The 16,474-nt window shown below is 65.6% G+C and carries 16 protein-coding genes; 6 read left to right on the forward strand and 10 right to left on the reverse strand.

All coding sequences use genetic code 11. The features are described 5' to 3' along the window. Positions 1 to 75: 75 nt before the first annotated feature. Positions 76 to 408, forward strand: a complete 333-nt coding sequence (gene trxA / locus V9L20_RS06315) for a thioredoxin TrxA (RefSeq protein WP_012747433.1) — start codon at positions 76 to 78, stop codon at positions 406 to 408. 179 nt (positions 409 to 587) lie between these two features. Continuing rightward, positions 588 to 1,853 (forward strand): transcription termination factor Rho, encoded by a 1,266-nt coding sequence (gene rho, locus V9L20_RS06320; protein ID WP_012747432.1) that lies wholly within the window; start codon positions 588 to 590, stop codon positions 1,851 to 1,853. A 53-nt stretch (positions 1,854 to 1,906) separates the two neighbouring features. Here rho and V9L20_RS06325 read toward each other — a convergent pair whose 3' ends face one another. Further along, positions 1,907 to 2,977: an oxidoreductase gene (locus tag V9L20_RS06325; RefSeq protein WP_337295918.1), complete on the reverse strand. Its 1,071-nt coding sequence runs from the start codon at positions 2,975 to 2,977 to the stop codon at positions 1,907 to 1,909. A 151-nt stretch (positions 2,978 to 3,128) separates the two neighbouring features. Here V9L20_RS06325 and V9L20_RS06330 point away from each other — a divergent pair, with 151 nt between their 5' ends. The 3 genes from V9L20_RS06330 to V9L20_RS06340 all read left to right on the forward strand — a co-directional run bounded on the left by V9L20_RS06330 (position 3,129) and on the right by V9L20_RS06340 (position 6,563). Further along, the gene (locus tag V9L20_RS06330; protein WP_019653042.1) at positions 3,129 to 3,398 is read left to right on the forward strand and encodes a type B 50S ribosomal protein L31; all 270 of its coding nucleotides are present in this window, start codon (positions 3,129 to 3,131) and stop codon (positions 3,396 to 3,398) included. An 81-nt stretch (positions 3,399 to 3,479) separates the two neighbouring features. Further along, complete coding sequence (locus tag V9L20_RS06335; RefSeq protein ID WP_337295919.1) at positions 3,480 to 5,216, forward strand: hypothetical protein; 1,737 nt, start codon at positions 3,480 to 3,482, stop codon at positions 5,214 to 5,216. A 3-nt stretch (positions 5,217 to 5,219) separates the two neighbouring features. After that, a complete protein-coding gene (locus V9L20_RS06340; RefSeq protein ID WP_337295920.1) occupies positions 5,220 to 6,563 on the forward strand; it encodes an MATE family efflux transporter in 1,344 nt (447 codons plus the stop codon). Here the strand turns inward: V9L20_RS06340 and phoR are convergent. Genes phoR through pstS form a run of 7 tightly spaced genes read right to left on the reverse strand, consistent with a single transcriptional unit; the run spans position 6,552 to position 13,210 of the window. Continuing rightward, positions 6,552 to 7,889 (reverse strand): phosphate regulon sensor histidine kinase PhoR, encoded by a 1,338-nt coding sequence (gene phoR, locus V9L20_RS06345; protein ID WP_337295921.1) that lies wholly within the window; start codon positions 7,887 to 7,889, stop codon positions 6,552 to 6,554. The genes V9L20_RS06340 and phoR overlap by 12 nt on opposite strands. A gap of 44 nt (positions 7,890 to 7,933) precedes the next feature. Next, entirely contained in the window at positions 7,934 to 8,626 is a 693-nt protein-coding gene (gene phoB, locus V9L20_RS06350; protein WP_126746518.1) for a phosphate regulon transcriptional regulator PhoB, read from the reverse strand. A 27-nt stretch (positions 8,627 to 8,653) separates the two neighbouring features. After that, the gene (gene phoU / locus V9L20_RS06355; RefSeq protein ID WP_126746519.1) at positions 8,654 to 9,355 is read right to left on the reverse strand and encodes a phosphate signaling complex protein PhoU; all 702 of its coding nucleotides are present in this window, start codon (positions 9,353 to 9,355) and stop codon (positions 8,654 to 8,656) included. A gap of 16 nt (positions 9,356 to 9,371) precedes the next feature. Further along, complete coding sequence (pstB, locus tag V9L20_RS06360; RefSeq protein WP_021007056.1) at positions 9,372 to 10,151, reverse strand: phosphate ABC transporter ATP-binding protein PstB; 780 nt, start codon at positions 10,149 to 10,151, stop codon at positions 9,372 to 9,374. 20 nt (positions 10,152 to 10,171) lie between these two features. Next, entirely contained in the window at positions 10,172 to 11,062 is an 891-nt protein-coding gene (gene pstA, locus V9L20_RS06365) for a phosphate ABC transporter permease PstA (protein WP_126746520.1), read from the reverse strand. After that, a complete protein-coding gene (gene pstC, locus V9L20_RS06370) occupies positions 11,059 to 12,138 on the reverse strand; it encodes a phosphate ABC transporter permease subunit PstC (protein ID WP_126746521.1) in 1,080 nt (359 codons plus the stop codon). The genes pstA and pstC overlap by 4 nt, the downstream gene beginning before the upstream one ends. A 34-nt stretch (positions 12,139 to 12,172) precedes the next feature. Then, on the reverse strand, positions 12,173 to 13,210 hold the full coding sequence (pstS, locus tag V9L20_RS06375; RefSeq protein WP_126746522.1) for a phosphate ABC transporter substrate-binding protein PstS: 1,038 nt from the start codon (positions 13,208 to 13,210) through the stop codon (positions 12,173 to 12,175). Positions 13,211 to 13,459: 249 nt separating this feature from the next. Between pstS and V9L20_RS06380 the strand changes: the two genes are divergently transcribed. After that, positions 13,460 to 14,980 carry a Ppx/GppA phosphatase family protein gene (locus V9L20_RS06380; protein WP_337295922.1) on the forward strand — a complete coding sequence of 507 codons (1,521 nt, stop codon included), beginning with the start codon at positions 13,460 to 13,462 and terminating at the stop codon, positions 14,978 to 14,980. A 6-nt stretch (positions 14,981 to 14,986) separates the two neighbouring features. Here V9L20_RS06380 and V9L20_RS06385 read toward each other — a convergent pair whose 3' ends face one another. Both V9L20_RS06385 and V9L20_RS06390 read right to left on the reverse strand, forming a co-directional pair. Beyond that, the gene (locus tag V9L20_RS06385; protein WP_337295923.1) at positions 14,987 to 15,748 is read right to left on the reverse strand and encodes a hypothetical protein; all 762 of its coding nucleotides are present in this window, start codon (positions 15,746 to 15,748) and stop codon (positions 14,987 to 14,989) included. A gap of 248 nt (positions 15,749 to 15,996) precedes the next feature. Then, the gene (locus V9L20_RS06390) at positions 15,997 to 16,458 is read right to left on the reverse strand and encodes a SixA phosphatase family protein (RefSeq protein ID WP_185868070.1); all 462 of its coding nucleotides are present in this window, start codon (positions 16,456 to 16,458) and stop codon (positions 15,997 to 15,999) included. Between the last annotated feature and the right edge of the window lie 16 nt (positions 16,459 to 16,474).

The following is a 16,474-nucleotide window of genomic DNA, read 5'->3' on the forward strand; positions in this document are numbered from 1 at the left end:
CCCACCCCTTGGTTTCTGTCACAATGACCAGCACTTTAGCTGCACCGAAACTCTCCGCGCACAAGGACACATCACATGGCCAGCGACCTGATCAAACACATCTCCGATTCTTCCTTCGAAGCCGACGTGCTCAAGTCCAGCCAGCCCGTGCTGGTCGACTACTGGGCCGAATGGTGCGGCCCCTGCAAGATGATCGCACCCATCCTGGATGAAGTGTCGACCGCCTACGAAGGCAAGCTGCAGATCGCCAAGCTCAACGTGGACGAAAACCGCGACATTCCGGCCAAGTTCGGCATCCGCGGCATCCCCACGCTCATGCTGTTCAAGGACGGCCAGCTGGCCGCCACCAAGGTCGGCGCCATGAGCAAGGCGCAACTCACGGCCTTCATCGACCAGCAGCTCGCCTGAGACATTTCAACCGGCCAGCGCGCAATGCGTTGGCCGGACGATTTTTCCTGTCATAATCTCCCACAGATCACCGGCCCTTTCAGGCAACCGGTTCGAGTTCCCCGGTTAGTGAAGCAGTTCTCGCTTCACGTTTAACCTCCCCCCGTTTTCCGATCGATTACCCCGCGAGGGGTCATTCCATGCACTTAAACGAACTCAAGGCACTCCACGTGTCTGAAGTCCTCAAGCAGGCTGAAGCGCTTGAGATCGAAAACGTCGGCCGCATGCGCAAGCAGGAGCTGATGTTCGCGATCATCAAGAAGCGCGCCAAGGCCGGCGAGCAGGTCTTCGCCGACGGCGTGCTCGAAATCCTGCCCGACGGCTTCGGTTTTCTGCGCAGCCCCGACACCAGCTTCACCGCCAGCACGGACGACATCTACATCTCGCCGAGCCAGGTGCGCCGCTTCAACCTGCACACCGGCGACATGATCGAAGGCGAAGTGCGCACGCCCAAGGACGGCGAGCGCTACTTCGCGCTGACCAAGCTCGACAAGGTCAACGACGGTCCGCCCGAGCAGAACAAGCACAAGGTGATGTTCGAGAACCTGACGCCGCTGTTCCCCAAGGAACAGATGAAGCTGGAACGCGACGGCATCAAGAGCGACGAGAACATCACGGGCCGGATCATCGACATCATCGCCCCCATCGGCAAGGGCCAGCGCGCCCTGCTGGTGGCGCCGCCCAAGAGCGGCAAGACGGTGATGATGCAGCACATCGCCCACGCCATCAGCGCCAACTACCCCGAAGTGCACATGATGGTGCTGCTGGTGGACGAGCGGCCTGAAGAAGTGACCGAAATGCAGCGCACCGTGAAGGGCGAGGTCATTGCCTCGACCTTCGACGAGCCCGCAGCGCGCCACGTGCACGTGGCCGAAATGGTGATCGAGCGCGCCAAGCGCCTGGTCGAGCTCAAGAAGGATGTGGTGATCCTGCTCGACTCGATCACCCGCCTTGCCCGCGCCTACAACAACGTCGTGCCCTCGTCGGGCAAGGTGCTGACCGGCGGTGTCGACTCCAACGCGTTGCAGCGCCCCAAGCGCTTCCTGGGCGCGGCGCGCAACGTGGAAGAAGGCGGCTCGCTGACCATCATCGGCACCGCGCTGATCGATACCGGCAGCCGCATGGACGAAGTGATCTTCGAAGAGTTCAAGGGCACCGGCAACTCCGAAATCCACCTGGACCGCCGCCTGTACGAAAAGCGCGTGTTCCCGTCGATCCAACTCAACCGCAGCGGCACGCGCCGCGAAGAGTTGCTGCTCGCCCCCGAGATCCTGCAGAAGACGCGCATCCTGCGCCAGCTCATGTACAACATGGACGAGATCGAGTCGATGGAGCTGATGCTCAAGAACATGAAGGCGACGAAAACGAATGTCGAGTTCTTCGACATGATGCGTCGCGGCGGCTGAGCTCCCACGCTCACCGCAAAAGCGCGTTGACCCTCCCGGTCAACGCGCTTTTTTCATGGGCGTTCGACGATACGGATCGCCCGCCCCTCGGCCGCGCTCCGCTGGCCGATATCGAGCAGTTCCATCAGCGCGACGGCCTGCTCGGGAGGCACAGGGTTGTGGCCCTTGCCCAGGATCGCATCGCGCACCGCGGCGTAGTAGTCGACGTAGTTGCCGGCCCGCGTCGGCAGGATGCGGCTTTGCGGCACGCCATCGCTGCCATGCACCGTGAGCTCGCCGTCGAGCGGATCGGCGCCCCACCCTGCAGCCGGCGGACGCTGCCCGGCACGCAGCGCGTCTTCCTGCGGATCGACACCGTGCTTCACGTAACTGCCGCGCGTGCCGTGCACGATGTAGCGCGGTGCGGCATGGGCGGCGAGCGTGGTGGCATGCAGCACCACGCGCAGCGGCGCGTGCGGGCCGCTTTCGTAACGCAGCACGGCATGGAAATAGTCTTCGACCTGCGCGCCGTCGCGCAGCGCCGCGGTGTCGAGCTGCAGCGAGTCGGGCTTTCCGAACAGCTGGACAGCCTGGTCGACCAGGTGCGCGCCCAAGTCGACCCACAGGCCGGCGCCGGGCACCTTCTGCTCGCGCCAGCGGTCGCGCACCTCGGGGCGAAAGCGGTCGAAATGCGATTCCAGGTACACCGGGCGGCCGAGCTCGCCGCTGGCCAGCACGTCCTTGAGCGTGAGGTAGTCGGCGTCGAAGCGCCGGTTTTGGTAAACCGCCAGCACCCGGTTGTTGCGCCGGGCCAACAGCTCCAGATCCCGGGCCTCGGCCACATCGAGGGTGAAAGGCTTGTCCACCACCACGTGCTTGCCGGCCTCCAGCGCCGCCTTGGCAACCGGATAGTGCAGCGCATTGGGGGTGGCGACCACCACCAGGTCGATGTCCGGCCGGGCCACGAGAGCCGCCACGTCGGGCACCACGGCTGCATTCGGCCAGTCGGCATTGACTTTTTGCGGCTGCGAGCTGGCCACGGCCGCCAGTTCGAACCCCGGAACGGCCGAAAGCACGGGCGCATGGAAGGTCTGGCCGGCAAAGCCGTAGCCGACGAGGCCGGCGCGCAAGGTTCTGGAGGTCATTTACGGAGGCCTTTCGCTCGAAACGGCCAGTATGCGATAATCGGCGGCTCCGCGAAAAGTGCGGCTGGGCGTTTTGCCCGGCGCTTCCCCAAGGAACAGCTTGCCCTGCCGGCACGCTTGTGGCTCTCGCATCGACCCCAAAGGAAACACCATGGCAAAAGAAGGCATTCACCCGAATTACCGCGAAGTTCTGTTCGTCGACATGTCGAACGGCTTCAAGTTCGTGACCCGTTCGTGCGCGAACACCAAGGAAATGGGCAAGACCGACGACGGCCGCGAACTGCCGCTGTTCAAGCTCGACACCACGAGCGAATCGCACCCGTTCTACACCGGCACGCAAAAGTCGGTCGACAACATGGGCGGTCGCGTCGAGAAGTTCCGCAACCGCTTCGGCAAGACGACCGGCGCTGCTTCCAAGTAAAGCACGCGCTTTCGCACTGAGGGCAGCCCGGTTTACCGCGCTGCCCTTTTTCTTTCCCAAAACCGCCGTTCGCTCATCTTTGTGAATCAACCCACTCCTGCGATCGTTGCCCAGAGCGCCGTGCGCCGGTTGCCGCGCATTGCGTTGCTGTTGTTATGCGCCGCCTACCTTCTGCCGGGCCTCGTGGGACGCGGCCCGTGGAAGAGCGCAGACATCACGTCGTTCGGCTACATGGCCGAGCTGGCGCGAACCACCGAAGGCATTGCACGCTGGTTCGACCCCATGCTGCTGGGCCTGCGGCCTGAAACGCCAGCGCTCATTCCGTACTGGATCGGCGCTTGGGCCATCAAGATCGCGCCCTCGTGGCTGCACCCCGACCTGGCCGTGCGCATCGTCTTTGCGCTGATGCTCTGGGGCACGTTCACCGCCACTTGGTACGCGGTTTACTACCTTGCCCGCACCTCGCGGGCCCAGCCGGTGGCCTTTGCCTTCGGCGGCGAGGCACGGCCCACCGACTACGCACGCGCCATCGCCGACGGCGGCTTGCTCGCGCTGATAGCCTGCCTGGGCCTGGCCCAACTCGGCCACGAAACCACGCCGGCGCTGGCGCAGCTGTATTTCGCATCGCATCTCTTCTACGGCGTGGCCGCGTTGCCGTATCGCCGAGTCGGCCCCGTTATCGCGCTGATCGTCGGCACGGTCGGCATGACGCTGAGCGGCGGCCCGACGGTCGGGCTGGCGCTGGCAATCGGTAGTGCGCTTTTCATGGCCTACGAGCGGCGCACCGCCCGCAAGGCCGACACCACGACGGACGAAGGGCCCATCTACACCCGGGGGGCGCTCGCGACGATGATCGCAGTCGCTCTGGTGGCCGCGGCGCTGGCCGTGGGCCTCGGGTTGCTCGAATGGAAAATCCAGCTGCCGGGCAGGCACCCGAGCAGCACCTCCGTGCTGGGCGACGTGCGCAGCCAGGCCAAGCTGCTGGTGTGGTTCACCTGGCCGGTGTGGCCCCTTGCCATCTGGACGCTCTGGCGCTGGCGGCGGCAACTCACCGCGCGCCACGTGGCGCTGCCCTTCTGGTTTGCGCTGGTGCCGCTGGCCGCCACCTGGACCACCGATTATTCCGACCGGTCGCTGCTGCTGGCGCTGCCCGCGTTCGCCACGCTGGCGGCCTTCGCGCTGCCGACCTTCCGGCGCAGCGCGGCGGCGCTGATCGACTGGTTCAACGTGCTGTTCTTCAGCGGCCTGGCCGTGCTGGGCTGGGTGTACTGGATCGCCATGCAGACCGGTGTGCCGCCCAAGCCGGCGGCCAGCGTGGCACGCCTGGTGCCGGGCTTCGTGCCCGAGTTCTCTATGGTTCCGTTCGTTCTGGCGCTGGCCGCAACCATCGCCTGGTGCTGGGTGGTGCGCTGGCGTACCGGGCGGCACCAAGCCGCGCTCTGGAAAACGCTGGTGCTCCCTGCCGGCGGCACCGCGCTGTGCTGGATGCTGCTGATGACGCTCTGGTTGCCCTCCATCGACTACGCGCGCAGCTACGTTCCGCAAGTGCGCGCGGTGGCCGAACGGGTCGGACAGCCGAGCTGCGTTGCCGAACTGGCGCTCAGCCGTGCGCACATTGCGGCCCTGCAGCACCATGGCCGCTTCAACCTGCAGCCGCTGCTGCTTGGCACCAACTGCCCGTGGCTGCTGGTCAGCCCCGAGACCATCGAGCGGCTGCACACCATCATTCCCCTGGAGCAATGGCGTTTCAGCGGCACGCTGCGCCGCCCCAGCAGCGCGACCGACGACCTGCTGCTCTATCAAAAGATCGCACCGTAGCAAGTGACCGGCGAAAGAGGTCTGATCGCGCGGCACGCCGGCACGGTGCTGGTCGGCCAGCTGGCCGTGATGGCATTCGGCGTGACCGACACCATCGTGGCCGGGCGCTATGCCGAAAGCGCCCTCGCCGCGCTGTCGGTGGGCGCGGCCGTCTTCATCAGCGTGTTCGTCTCGCTGATGGGCGTGCTGCAGGCGCTGCTGCCGGTGTGGGCCGAACTGCACGGCGCCGACCGCAGGAGCGAAGTCGGCCGCTCGGTGCGGCAGTCGCTTTACCTGAGCGCCATCACCATCGCGATCGGCATGGTGGTGCTGCTTTTCCCTGGCGCGGTGTTGCGCTGGACCCAGGTGCCTCCCGACATGCGTGCCGGCGTGGAGGCGTACCTGGCAGTGCTGGCCTTTGCGCTGCCGCCTGCCCTGCTCTTCCGCTTGTTCAGCACGCTGAACCAGAGCCTCGGCAAGCCGCAGGTGGTCACCTGGCTGCAGCTCGGCTCGCTGTTCGTGAAGCTTCCTCTGTCGATCTGGTTCACCTTCGGCGGCGCGGGCCTGCCGGCCATGGGCCTGGTGGGCTGCGCCTGGGCCACGCTGTGCGTGAACTGGGCGATGCTGGCCTGTGCGGCATGGCTCCTGCGCAGCAGTTCGTTCTACAAGGACTACCGGCTGTGGGAACGCATCGAGGCACCCGACTGGCGGCAGATCCGCCAGTTTGCAGGCCTTGGCATTCCCGGGGGTTTGGCGGTGCTGGTGGAGGTGACTTCGTTCACCCTGATGGCGCTGTTCATCGCTCGGCTCGGCACGGCCGCGGCAGCAGCACACCAGATTGCCTCCAACCTGCTGGCGGTGGCCTACATGGTGCCTCTTTCATTGGCCATTGCCACCAGCGCGCGCGTGAGCTTCTGGCTCGGTGCCGGCCATGCGGCCAAGGCGCGCCGCGCCTGCCGCATGGGGTTTGAACTCACCGCCCTCTGCGCGCTGTTCTTCGCGGGGGCCATGGTGGCCCTGCGCTTCAAGCTGGCCCACGTGTATTCGGACAACCCGGCCGTGGTGGCAATTGCCGCGGCGTTGCTGCTGGTGGTGGCGGCCTACCACTTTGCCGATGCGCTGCAGACGCTGTGCGTCTTCGTGCTGCGCTGCTACCGCGTCGCGCTGGCGCCGCTCGTCATCTATTGCACGCTGCTGTGGGGGCTGGGCCTTGGCGGCAGCTATCTGCTGGCCTACCGCGGCCTGGGGCCCTGGCCCGCGATGCAATCGCCCCTGGCGTTCTGGCTCATGGGCTCGGGCGCGCTCGCGGTCACTGCAGTGCTGTTCGGCGCCCTGCTGCGGTGGACGATGCAGCGTTCACTTCGCTAGCAGCCGCGCTTCCCGCACCCGGTTCGCCGGAAAAACCAGCGCAAAGCGGGAGCCCTTGCCCACCGTGCTCTCGATGCGCAGTTCAGCTCCGTGCCGCTGCGCAATGTGCTTGACGATGGCAAGGCCCAGCCCGGTGCCGCCAGTCTCGCGCGAGCGGCTGCGGTCGATGCGGTAGAAGCGCTCCGTCAGGCGTGGAATGTGCTCGGCGGCAATGCCGGGGCCGGTGTCGCGCACTGCGTATTCACCGCGCCCGTCGGGCAACCGCCGCCAGGTCACCGCCACCTCGCCGCCGCCGGGCGTGTAGCGAATGGCGTTGGTCAGCAGGTTCGACATGGCGCTTTGCAGCTCTGTCGGCGCGCCCGAGATTTCGGACTCGGCCTCGATGGTGAAGGAAAGCCGATGCCCCTGCGGCACCAGCCGGCCCGACAATCCGCGCCCTTCGTCCTCGCACTGCGCAAGCAGCGCGCGAATCCGGATCCACTGGTTGCCCGAAGGCGGCGCGCTGCCTTCGAGGCGCGAGAGCGTCAGCAGGTCGTTCACCAGCGTTTCCATGCGGTGCGACTGCTGGCTCATCAGCGAAAGGTACCGCGTGCGCTCCTCCGCATCGAGCGGAAGGTTCTGCAGCGTTTCGACAAAGCCGGCCAGCACCGTGAGCGGCGTGCGGATTTCATGCGAGACATTGGCGACGAAGTCGCGCCGCATGGCTTCCGCCTGCTCTACCGCGGTGATGTCGCGCGTGAGCAGCATGCGGCGATTGCCGGCATAGGGGTGCACCTGCACCGAAAGCCGCACCGGATGGCTGCGCTGCTGCGCCTGGCCGTGGCCGGAGGCATCGATGACGACATCGCGGCTGTAGTTCCACGAGGCCAGGTAGGCCACGAAGGCCGGGTCGCGCACCAGGTTTGCAAGGTGCTGCAAAAGATCGCGCTCGGCATTGATGCCGAACTGGGCGGCCGCCGTCTGATTGCACCATTCGATACGGCCCTGCTCATCGAGCAGGATCACGCCGTTGGGGGACGCCTGGATGGCCGCCAGAAACTCCTGAAGGCGCTCTTCGGCCTGCCGGGTCTGCTGCTCGCGCTCGCGCAGCAGCTTGCGGATTCGCTCCGCGAGTTCACCCCACACGCCGGCTCCGCGCGTGGGCAGCCCCGATGCGTTGTTGCGCAACACCCGCAGCAGGCGCTCGGCCCGCCACGCGTCCAGCGCGAGCCAGAGCACCGCGCCCAGCCAGGCACCCAGCCATCCGAACTTCCAGCCGAAAATGCCTGCAGCGCCCAAGCCAAAGACGATGGACGCTATAAGAAAAGTAGCAATACGGAAAGGCATGGCGCGCGATTATCCGCGCCCGCGGCCGATGAACACCGCGCTCTTCAAACCGTGACTTGGGCAGTCAGGCGATAGCCGGCGCCGCGCACGGTTTCGACCATGGGTGCCGCGGCACCCAGCGATTCGCGCAGCCGCTTGACGTGCACGTCGACCGTGCGTTCCTCGATGTAGACATGGTCGCCCCAGACCTTGTCGAGCAACTGCGCGCGGCTGTGCACGCGCTCGGCATGCTGCATCAAATACGCCAGCAGCTTGAACTCGGTCGGACCCACCTTGAGCGCATTGCCCTGCCAGGTGACGCGATGCGTGGCGGTGTCGAGCGCAAGCTCGCCGATTTCAACCCGCTCGGTCACCACCTCGGGCGCACGGCGGCGCAGCACGGCGCGGATGCGCGCGAGCATTTCCTGGGTGGAGAACGGCTTGGTGATGTAGTCGTCGGCACCCGCGTCCAGGCCGGCCACCTTGTCGGGCTCATCGCCGCGCGCGGTCAGCATCAGGATCGGGATGGCCTTGGTGCGTGCGTCCTTGCGCCACTGGCGGGCGAGCTGCAGGCCGCTCTGGCCCGGCAGCATCCAGTCGAGCAGGATCAGGTCCGGCAGGAAAGCGTCGATCTCGCGCTGGGCTGCGGCACCGTCTTCCGACCAGATCGGCTCGAAGCCGTTGTGGCGCAGGTTGACGGCGATCAGCTCGGCGATCGACGACTCGTCTTCGACGATCAGGACTCGGGGTTTCTTCATGCTTTCTGGGGAGTCTGGCGCTCGTTGTTACTGCAGCGCCGATTCGATTTCCTGCATCGAAGTGTGCCGCACATCGGCGCCCTTGACGATGTAGATGATGAACTCGGCGATGTTCTTGGCGTGGTCTCCGATGCGTTCGATGGCCTTGGCCAGGAACAGCAGGTCGAGGCTGGCCGAGATCGTGCGCGGGTCTTCCATCATGTAGGTGACCAGCTTGCGCACGAAGCCGTCGAACTCCTTGTCGATCAGGTCGTCGTCCTTCAGGATCGACAGCGCGGCGGCCGTGTCCAGGCGCGCGAACGCGTCCAGCGCGGTGCGCAGCAGGCCCGAGGCCAGGTCGGCGGCGATGCGCAGTTCGTTCGAGGGCAGCGCGCGGGCCGAACCGCTCTCGATGATCGACTTGACCATGCGTGCGATCTTGTTGGCCTCGTCGCCCACGCGCTCGAGGTTGGCCGTGGTCTTGGAAATGGCGATCAGAAGGCGCAGGTCGCGCGCGGTCGGCTGGCGCCGCGCGATGATCGACGACAGCTCGCGGTCGATCTCGATCTCCATCGCGTTCACGCGGTGCTCGGTTTCCATCACGCGGTCGGCCGCTTCGGGGTCGAACTGCAGCAGCGCGTACACCGCCTGGTGGATCTGCGCCTCGACCATGCCGCCGAGTTCCATCACGCGCGACGAAACGCCGTTGAGTTCGCTGTCGAACTGGCTGGAGAGATGTTTTTCAGTCATGTGTGCCTCCTTGGCATCAGCCGAAACGGCCGGTGATGTAGTCCTCGGTCTCCTTGCGCTGCGGCTTGAAGAACATCTGTTCCGTCGCGCCGAACTCGATCAGGTCGCCCAGGTACATGTACGCGGTGTAGTCGCTGCAGCGTGCGGCCTGCTGCATGTTGTGCGTCACGATGACCACGGTGTACTCGTTTTTCAGCTCGGCAATCAACTCTTCGATCTTCGCGGTCGAAATCGGGTCGAGCGCGGAGCAAGGTTCGTCGAGCAGCAGCACTTCGGGCTTGATGGCGATGCCGCGTGCAATGCACAGGCGCTGCTGTTGGCCGCCCGAAAGGCCCGAGCCGCTTTGCTGCAGCTTGTCGCGCACCTCGGTCCAGAGGGCGGCCTTCTTCAGGGCCCACTCGACGCGGTCGTCCATTTCGCTGGCGCTCAGGTTCTCGAACAGCTTCACGCCGAAGGCGATGTTGTCGTAGATCGACATCGGGAACGGCGTGGGCTTCTGGAACACCATGCCGACCTTCGCGCGGATCAGCGCCACGTCCTGCTTGGAGGTGAGCAGGTTCTCGCCGTCCAGCGCAATGGTGCCTTCGGCGCGCTGCTCCGGGTAGAGCTCGAACATGCGGTTGAAGGTGCGCAGCAGGGTCGACTTGCCGCAGCCCGACGGGCCGATGAAGGCCGTGACCTTGTTCTCGGGAATCTCGAGGTTGATGCCCTTGAGCGCGTGGAACTTGCCGTAGTAGAAGTTCAGGTCCTTGACCGAGATCTTCGAGCGCGACGGTTGTGCGACAGTGTTTGGCATGGTTGCTACTTCTTCTTGAATCAGAGTTTGTTGCGCGTAAGAACGCGCGCCAGGATGTTGAGGGCAAGCACGGCCACGGTGATCAGGAACACGCCGGCCCAGGCCAGCTGTTGCCAGTTTTCGTACGGGCTCATCGCAAACTTGAAGATCGTCACCGGCAGGCTGGCCATTGGCTGGCTGATGTCGGCGGTCCAGAACTGGTTGTTCAGCGCGGTGAAGAGCAGCGGCGCGGTTTCGCCGGCAATGCGCGCCACGGCCAGCAGCACACCCGTGACCACACCGGCACGCGCGGCGCGCAGCGTGATGCTCAAGATCACCTTCCACTTCGGCGTGCCAAGTGCATAGGCCGCTTCGCGCAGGCCCGGCGGCACCAGCTGCAGCATGTTCTCGGTGGTGCGAATGACCACCGGAATCACGATCAGCGCCAGCGAGAGCGCACCCGCAAGCCCCGAGAAGGTCTTGAAGTACGCCACCACCACGGCATACACGAACAGGCCGATCACGATCGACGGGGCCGACAGCAGGATGTCGTTGACGAAGCGCGTCACCGACGAGAGCCAGCCCTTGGGGTTGTACTCGGCCAGGTAGATGCCGGCCATGATGCCGATCGGCGTGCCCACGAAGGTGGCCAGCGCCACCATCACGAACGAGCCGAAGATCGCGTTGGCGATGCCGCCCGCCTCGTTCGGCGGCGGGGTCATTTCGGTGAACGTGGCAAGCGCCAGGCCGCCAAGGCCCAGGCGCAGCGTTTCCCAAAGAATCCAGATGAGCCAGAACACACCGAACATCATCGCGGCGAGCGACAGCGTGAGCGCGATCTGGTTCACGCGCTTGCGCGAGGCGAACTTGGCCTGGCGGGTTTCTGCAAGCGCCTTGGCGCTCAGCAGGTTTTGGGCAGTGCTCGTATTCATGACTTGGTCCCTTCGCTCTTCTTCATCTGGGCCAGCAGCACCTTGGAGAGCGTCAGCACCACGAAGGTAATGAAGAACAGCACCAGGCCGAGGTACATCAGCGCGGCCTGGTGAAGGCCGGCGCCGGCTTCGGCAAACTCGTTGGCAAGCGCCGAGGTAATGCTGTTGGCAGCCTCGAACACCGACAGCGAATTGAGCTGGTTCATGTTGCCGATCACGAAGGTGACCGCCATCGTCTCACCGAGCGCCCGGCCAAGGCCGAGCATGATGCCGCCGATGACGCCGGCCTTGGTGTAGGGCAGCACGACCTTCGAGACCACTTCCCAGGTCGTGGAGCCGAGGCCGTAGGCCGACTCCTTGAGCAGCGGCGGCGTCACTTCAAACACGTCGCGCATCACCGAGGCAATGAACGGAATGATCATGATCGCGAGGATGATGCCGGCCGACAGAATGCCGATGCCCACCGGCGGGCCGGACACCAGGGCGCCGAGGTACGGCACGCCGGCAAGCAGCTTCTGCAGCGGCTGCTGCACCCAGGTGGAAAGAATCGGGCCGAACACGAGCAGGCCCCACATGCCGTACACGATGGACGGCACCGCGGCAAGCAGCTCGATGGCCGTGCCCAGCGGGCGCTTGAGCCAGCTGGGCGAAAGCTCAGTCAAAAACAGCGCAATGCCGAAGCTCACCGGCACCGCAATCACCAGCGCGATGATCGAGGTGGCCAGCGTGCCGTAGATCATGACCAGGCCGCCGTACTCGTTCTGTACGGGGTCCCACACGCTGCTGGTGAGAAAGCCCAGGCCGTATTTCGAAATGGCGGGCCATGCGCCGGCGATCAGCGACAGCAGGATGCCGATCAGCATCGCGAGCGTGAGCAGCGCGGCGCCCTTGGCGGCCCAGCCGAACAGGCGGTCGGCCATGGGGCCCGAGCGCGGTGCCTTGGCGGGCGGTGGAGCAGTGGCGCGGCCGCGCTCGGCAGCGAGGTCGAGCGCGGATGCGGAAGCAGGAAAAGTGGATGACACGGGTCGCTCCGGCAAAGACGAATGCGGCGCATCCTGGAGCGGTGTGCTGCTCATGGATGCGCCGTTCTGGGCTGGGTGGGTGGGTTGCTTACTTGAACGCGACCGGCTTGCCCGATGCGTCCTTCACCTCGCCCCATGCCTTGGCAATCGTGGCCTTCACCGTATCGGGCATCGGCACGTAGTCGAGCTCGTCGGCGGTCTTGTCGCCATTCTTGTAGGCCCAGTCGAAGAACTTCAGCACCGTGGTGGCGTTGGCGGGCTTGTCCTGCGCCTTGTGCATCAGGATGAAGGTCGCGCCGGTGATCGGCCATGCACCCTTGTCGGCCTGGTTGGTCAGCACCTGGTAGAAGCTCTTGTTCCAGTCGGCAGCGGCGGCAGCGGCCTTGAAGGCCGTGTCTTCCGGCGAGACGAAGTTGCCGGCCGCGTTCTGCAGCTGGGCGTACGTCATCTTGTTCTGCTTCACGTAGGCGTATTCGACATAGCCGATCGAGTTGGGCAGGCGGTTCACGAAAGCGGCGACGCCTTCATTGCCCTTGCCGCCCGCGCCGGTGGGCCAGTTCACGGCCGTGCCTTCGCCGACCTTGCTCTTCCACTCGGCATTGACCTTGCTCAGGTAGTTGGTGAACAGGAAGCTGGTGCCCGAGCCGTCGGCGCGGCGAACCGGTGCAATGGCGGCGTCCGGCAGGGCCAGCGAGCCGTTCAGCGCCTTGATGGCCGGGTCGTTCCACTTGGTGATCTTGCCCAGGTAGATGTCGCCCAGCACCTGGCCGTTGAGCTTCAGTTCGCCCGGCTTGATGCCAGGAATGTTGACCACGGGAATCACGCCGCCGATGACGGTGGGGAACTGCATCAGGCCCTTGGCCTGGAGTTCTTCGTCCTTCAGGGGGGCGTCGGAAGCGCCGAAGTCGACCGTCTTGGCTTCGATCTGCTTGAGGCCGGCACCCGAACCGACCGACTGGTAGTTGATCTTGACGCCGGTGCTCTTGTTGAAATCGGAGGCCCACTTGGCATACAGCGGTGCCGGGAAGCTGGCGCCGGCGCCGGTTACGTCCTGTGCAAAAGCGGGAACATGGGCGAAGGCCGCGGCCACGAGGCCGGCAGCTGCAAACTTGAAAGTCGTTTTCATAAGGCTTCCTTTTTTAGAAGTAAGAAGTAGTCCCTTTCGGGCTTGGGACGGACTCTAGAAAGCTTGTGTGACATCAATGTGACACCCTGCCATAGAGGGAAAAGCCATCTTTGCGGCGAGAGCTTTTGTGACGCTGTCATGGAACCGTCATGCACGGTCTCTAGCCTTCCAACCCTCGCCGCTACGCGACCGGGGGCGGCGCGCCAGGCCATGGCGCTACGATCACAGCCCCGCCCTCTTCACTACAAAATGCAAAACGGCACCCGCCTCGCAGCGGTCGATCTCGGTTCGAACAGCTTTCGGCTGGAAATCGGACAGGTCGACCACGGTCAGATTCACCGCACCGAATACCTCAAGGAGACGGTGCGCCAGGGCAACGGCCTGGACAGCGCCCGCAACCTCACGCCCGAGGCCATGCAGCGGGGCTGGGACGCGCTCGCCCGGTTTGGCGAGCGGCTGGCCGGCTTCAAGCGCTCGCAGGTGCGGGCCGTGGCCACGCAAACGCTGCGCGAAGCCCGCAACCGCGAAGAATTTCTTTTGCGCGCACGCACCATCCTGGGGTTCGGCATCGACGTGATTCCGGGTCGCGAGGAAGCCCGCCTCATTTACCAAGGCGTGGCGCACATGCTGCCGCACACCGATGCCTCCGACCGGGAGCGCCGCCTGGTGGTGGACATCGGCGGGCGCTCGACCGAAATGATCATCGGCCAGGCGCTCGAGGCCGAGCTCATGGAGTCTTACCGCGTTGGCAGCGTCGCCTGGTCGATGAAGCACTTTGCGGAAGGCCTCTTCACCCCCGCCGCATTCCGCGCCGCCGAGGTGGCCGCCAAGGCCGTGCTGGACGATGCGCTTTCAAGCTACACCCGCGACCAGTGGGACGTGGCCTACGGCGCCTCCGGCACCATCGGCGCGGTGGGCGACGTGCTGGCCGCGGCCGGCGGCGAGCCAGGGCTGATTACCCGAGACGGGCTCGACTGGCTCGTCGACCGCCTGCTCAAGGCCGGCAGCGCCGACAAGCTGCGCATCGACGGCATGCGCGAAGACCGCAAGCCCGTGATCGGCGGCGGCGTGAGCGTGCTGCGGGCGGTGTTCGACCTGCTCGGCATCGAAGAAATGAAAGTGGCCCAGGGCGCGCTTCGCCACGGCGTGCTCTACGAGTTGCTGGAACGAGACGAAGGCGTGGCCGATTTGCGCACCGCCACCGTGGCGCGGCTGGCCACCCGCTTCTCGGTCGATGCCGCCCAGGCCAAGCGCGTGGGCGACACGGCCGCCGCGCTGTTCGTGCAACTGGCGCCGGCGGCACGCGGCGGCAGTTCCACCAGCCGCGCCGGCCGGGCGCTGCGCAAACTGGGCTGGGCGGCGCAGCTGCATGAAATTGGCACGCTGGTGTCGCACAGCGACTATCACAAGCACGGCGCCTACATCCTGGACAACACCGACGCGCCCGGCTTTGCCGTGAACGAACTGCACGCGCTCGGCCAACTGGTCCTGGGCCAGCGCGGAAAACTGCGCAAGCTAGAGGCGGCGCTGGACGACGAGACCTTCGTGATGCAGCTGCTGTCGCTGCGCCTGGCGGTCATCCTCTGCCACGCGCGCCGCGATCCCGATCCGCAGGCGCTGCATCTCGCGGCGTTGGGCGAAAGGGCTTTCACGATTGTCTGCGCGCCCGACTGGGCCGATGCCTACCCCCAGTCCGCGCACCTGCTGCGCGAAGAAGTGCTGGCCTGGCAGAAGACCAGCAACTGGCGCGTGGAACTCAACGGCGCCTGAGCCCGTTCACTTCGCCTCGAGTCCGGCGGTGCGGGTAGCTTCCGCGCTGGCCATGCGCGACGACTCGTCTTCACCGAACATGCCGGCATAGGCGGTGTGGAGGATCTCGGAAAGCCCCTGCCGCAGGCCGTCCTGCGCCTTGGCGTTCTCCTGAAGCAGGCCGTCGTAGGCCAGGAAGGCCGGCTCCTCCATGTCGGAAGTGTGAGTCGTCTGGTAGAGAACGGCCTGCTGCTCGTTCTTGAGGGACTGCTCGATCGCCACGAAGGGCTTGAAGCTCGACGTCATGTCAGGCGCCGAATAGATCGTGGTGACCCGAACCACCAACGTGCTGTAGCCGGGCGTGGGCCGGAAGCCGGCTGCGTGCAGCTGCGCGAGCTCGCCGTCCACGCGTGGCGCGGGCGTCAGCTTGACTTCGCGGCCCCCGGTACGCAGCCGCGCCGCCAGCTGCTCGGCGAATTGCCGGTTGAGCGACGCCGCCCCGCTGTTCTTTACGGCGGCCGTGAACTCGAGGGTGCGCCGCTCCATGCGACTGGCCTTCGTCACCCGGGTGCCGACCTCGACACCAAGCGCCACCAGCGTTCCGACCGGCCCGAAAACCCCAGCCCATCCGATGATCGCGGAGCCGCCGCCGTCCATCACCGTGAGCTGGTCCTGTTCGTTGTAGACGAGTTCGATCTTCGAGATCGACCGGGTGGCGTCGTGGCGAACCTGCGGCGCAGGCTCGGGCGTGCTCGTGGCGCATCCGGCCAGGAGGGCTGCAGCAGCCAACAGGGAAACGAGCGCTTTCATAGGGCATCCGCGGTGAAAGACGGCTGCAACAGCCCTCGCCACCTGGCGCCCGGAAATCCGCGGCACACAAGGCACTTGCTGCGCAATCGCCTTGTGGTTGTAAGTATGGATGCAATTTGTGACTAAATGCATCTGGCGCGGCCATTGTGCCTACATATGGCTGCCGCGCGGCCCGAATTTGGCCAATTAGTTTACAGTTTTGGGCAAATTTTCTGCCCTCGTTACCGTCAGAGAAGCTCGGGCGACTGAACCGTGACCACGACGGTCTGCACGTCGCCGTCGCGCTCGCGCGTTCGAATCCACCACAGCGCGCCCTTGCGCACCGGGCAGCTGTCCTGCTTGAGTCCCAGCAGAAGCGAAATGGCCTGCCCCACCGAGGGCTGGTGCCCGATCATCAGCACCACCGACTTGCCGTTGGGCCAGCCCGCCGCGCCCAGCATGGCCTCGGCCGTGGTGTCGGGCGCGAGTTCGGAGCGCAGCTTGTATTTGCGGCCGAGCGCGAGCGCGGTCTGCTCGCAGCGCCGCGCGGGGCTGCAGATGATGCGGGTGCCGTCGGGCAATTGCCGGTCGAGCCAGCTTGCCATGCGCTTGGCCTGCTTCTCGCCGCGCGCGGTAAGAGAGCGCTGCAGGTCGTCGCAGCCCTCGGTCCAGTCCTCGGCTTCGGCATGGCGCCAGAAGATCAAGTCCATGCTCATCGTCTTTCGA

The sequence above is a fragment of the Variovorax sp. CCNWLW225 genome, from assembly GCF_037204045.1.
Lineage (GTDB): Bacteria > Pseudomonadota > Gammaproteobacteria > Burkholderiales > Burkholderiaceae_C > Variovorax.

Excerpts from the sequence above, each read along its gene's own strand:
- phoU (WP_126746519.1), bottom strand. The coding sequence starts at position 9,355 with ATGACTGAAAAACATCTCTCCAGCCAGTTCGACAGCGAACTCAACGGC.
- pstA (WP_126746520.1), bottom strand. The coding sequence starts at position 11,062 with ATGAATACGAGCACTGCCCAAAACCTGCTGAGCGCCAAGGCGCTTGCA.
- V9L20_RS06330 (WP_019653042.1), top strand. The coding sequence starts at position 3,129 with ATGGCAAAAGAAGGCATTCACCCGAATTACCGCGAAGTTCTGTTCGTC.
- V9L20_RS06390 (WP_185868070.1), bottom strand. The coding sequence starts at position 16,458 with ATGGACTTGATCTTCTGGCGCCATGCCGAAGCCGAGGACTGGACCGAG.
- pstB (WP_021007056.1), bottom strand. The coding sequence starts at position 10,151 with ATGCCAAACACTGTCGCACAACCGTCGCGCTCGAAGATCTCGGTCAAG.
- V9L20_RS06325 (WP_337295918.1), bottom strand. The coding sequence starts at position 2,977 with ATGACCTCCAGAACCTTGCGCGCCGGCCTCGTCGGCTACGGCTTTGCC.
- pstC (WP_126746521.1), bottom strand. The coding sequence starts at position 12,138 with ATGAGCAGCACACCGCTCCAGGATGCGCCGCATTCGTCTTTGCCGGAG.
- V9L20_RS06380 (WP_337295922.1), top strand. The coding sequence starts at position 13,460 with ATGCAAAACGGCACCCGCCTCGCAGCGGTCGATCTCGGTTCGAACAGC.
- phoB (WP_126746518.1), bottom strand. The coding sequence starts at position 8,626 with ATGAAGAAACCCCGAGTCCTGATCGTCGAAGACGAGTCGTCGATCGCC.
- rho (WP_012747432.1), top strand. The coding sequence starts at position 588 with ATGCACTTAAACGAACTCAAGGCACTCCACGTGTCTGAAGTCCTCAAG.
- pstS (WP_126746522.1), bottom strand. The coding sequence starts at position 13,210 with ATGAAAACGACTTTCAAGTTTGCAGCTGCCGGCCTCGTGGCCGCGGCC.
- trxA (WP_012747433.1), top strand. The coding sequence starts at position 76 with ATGGCCAGCGACCTGATCAAACACATCTCCGATTCTTCCTTCGAAGCC.
- phoR (WP_337295921.1), bottom strand. The coding sequence starts at position 7,889 with ATGCCTTTCCGTATTGCTACTTTTCTTATAGCGTCCATCGTCTTTGGC.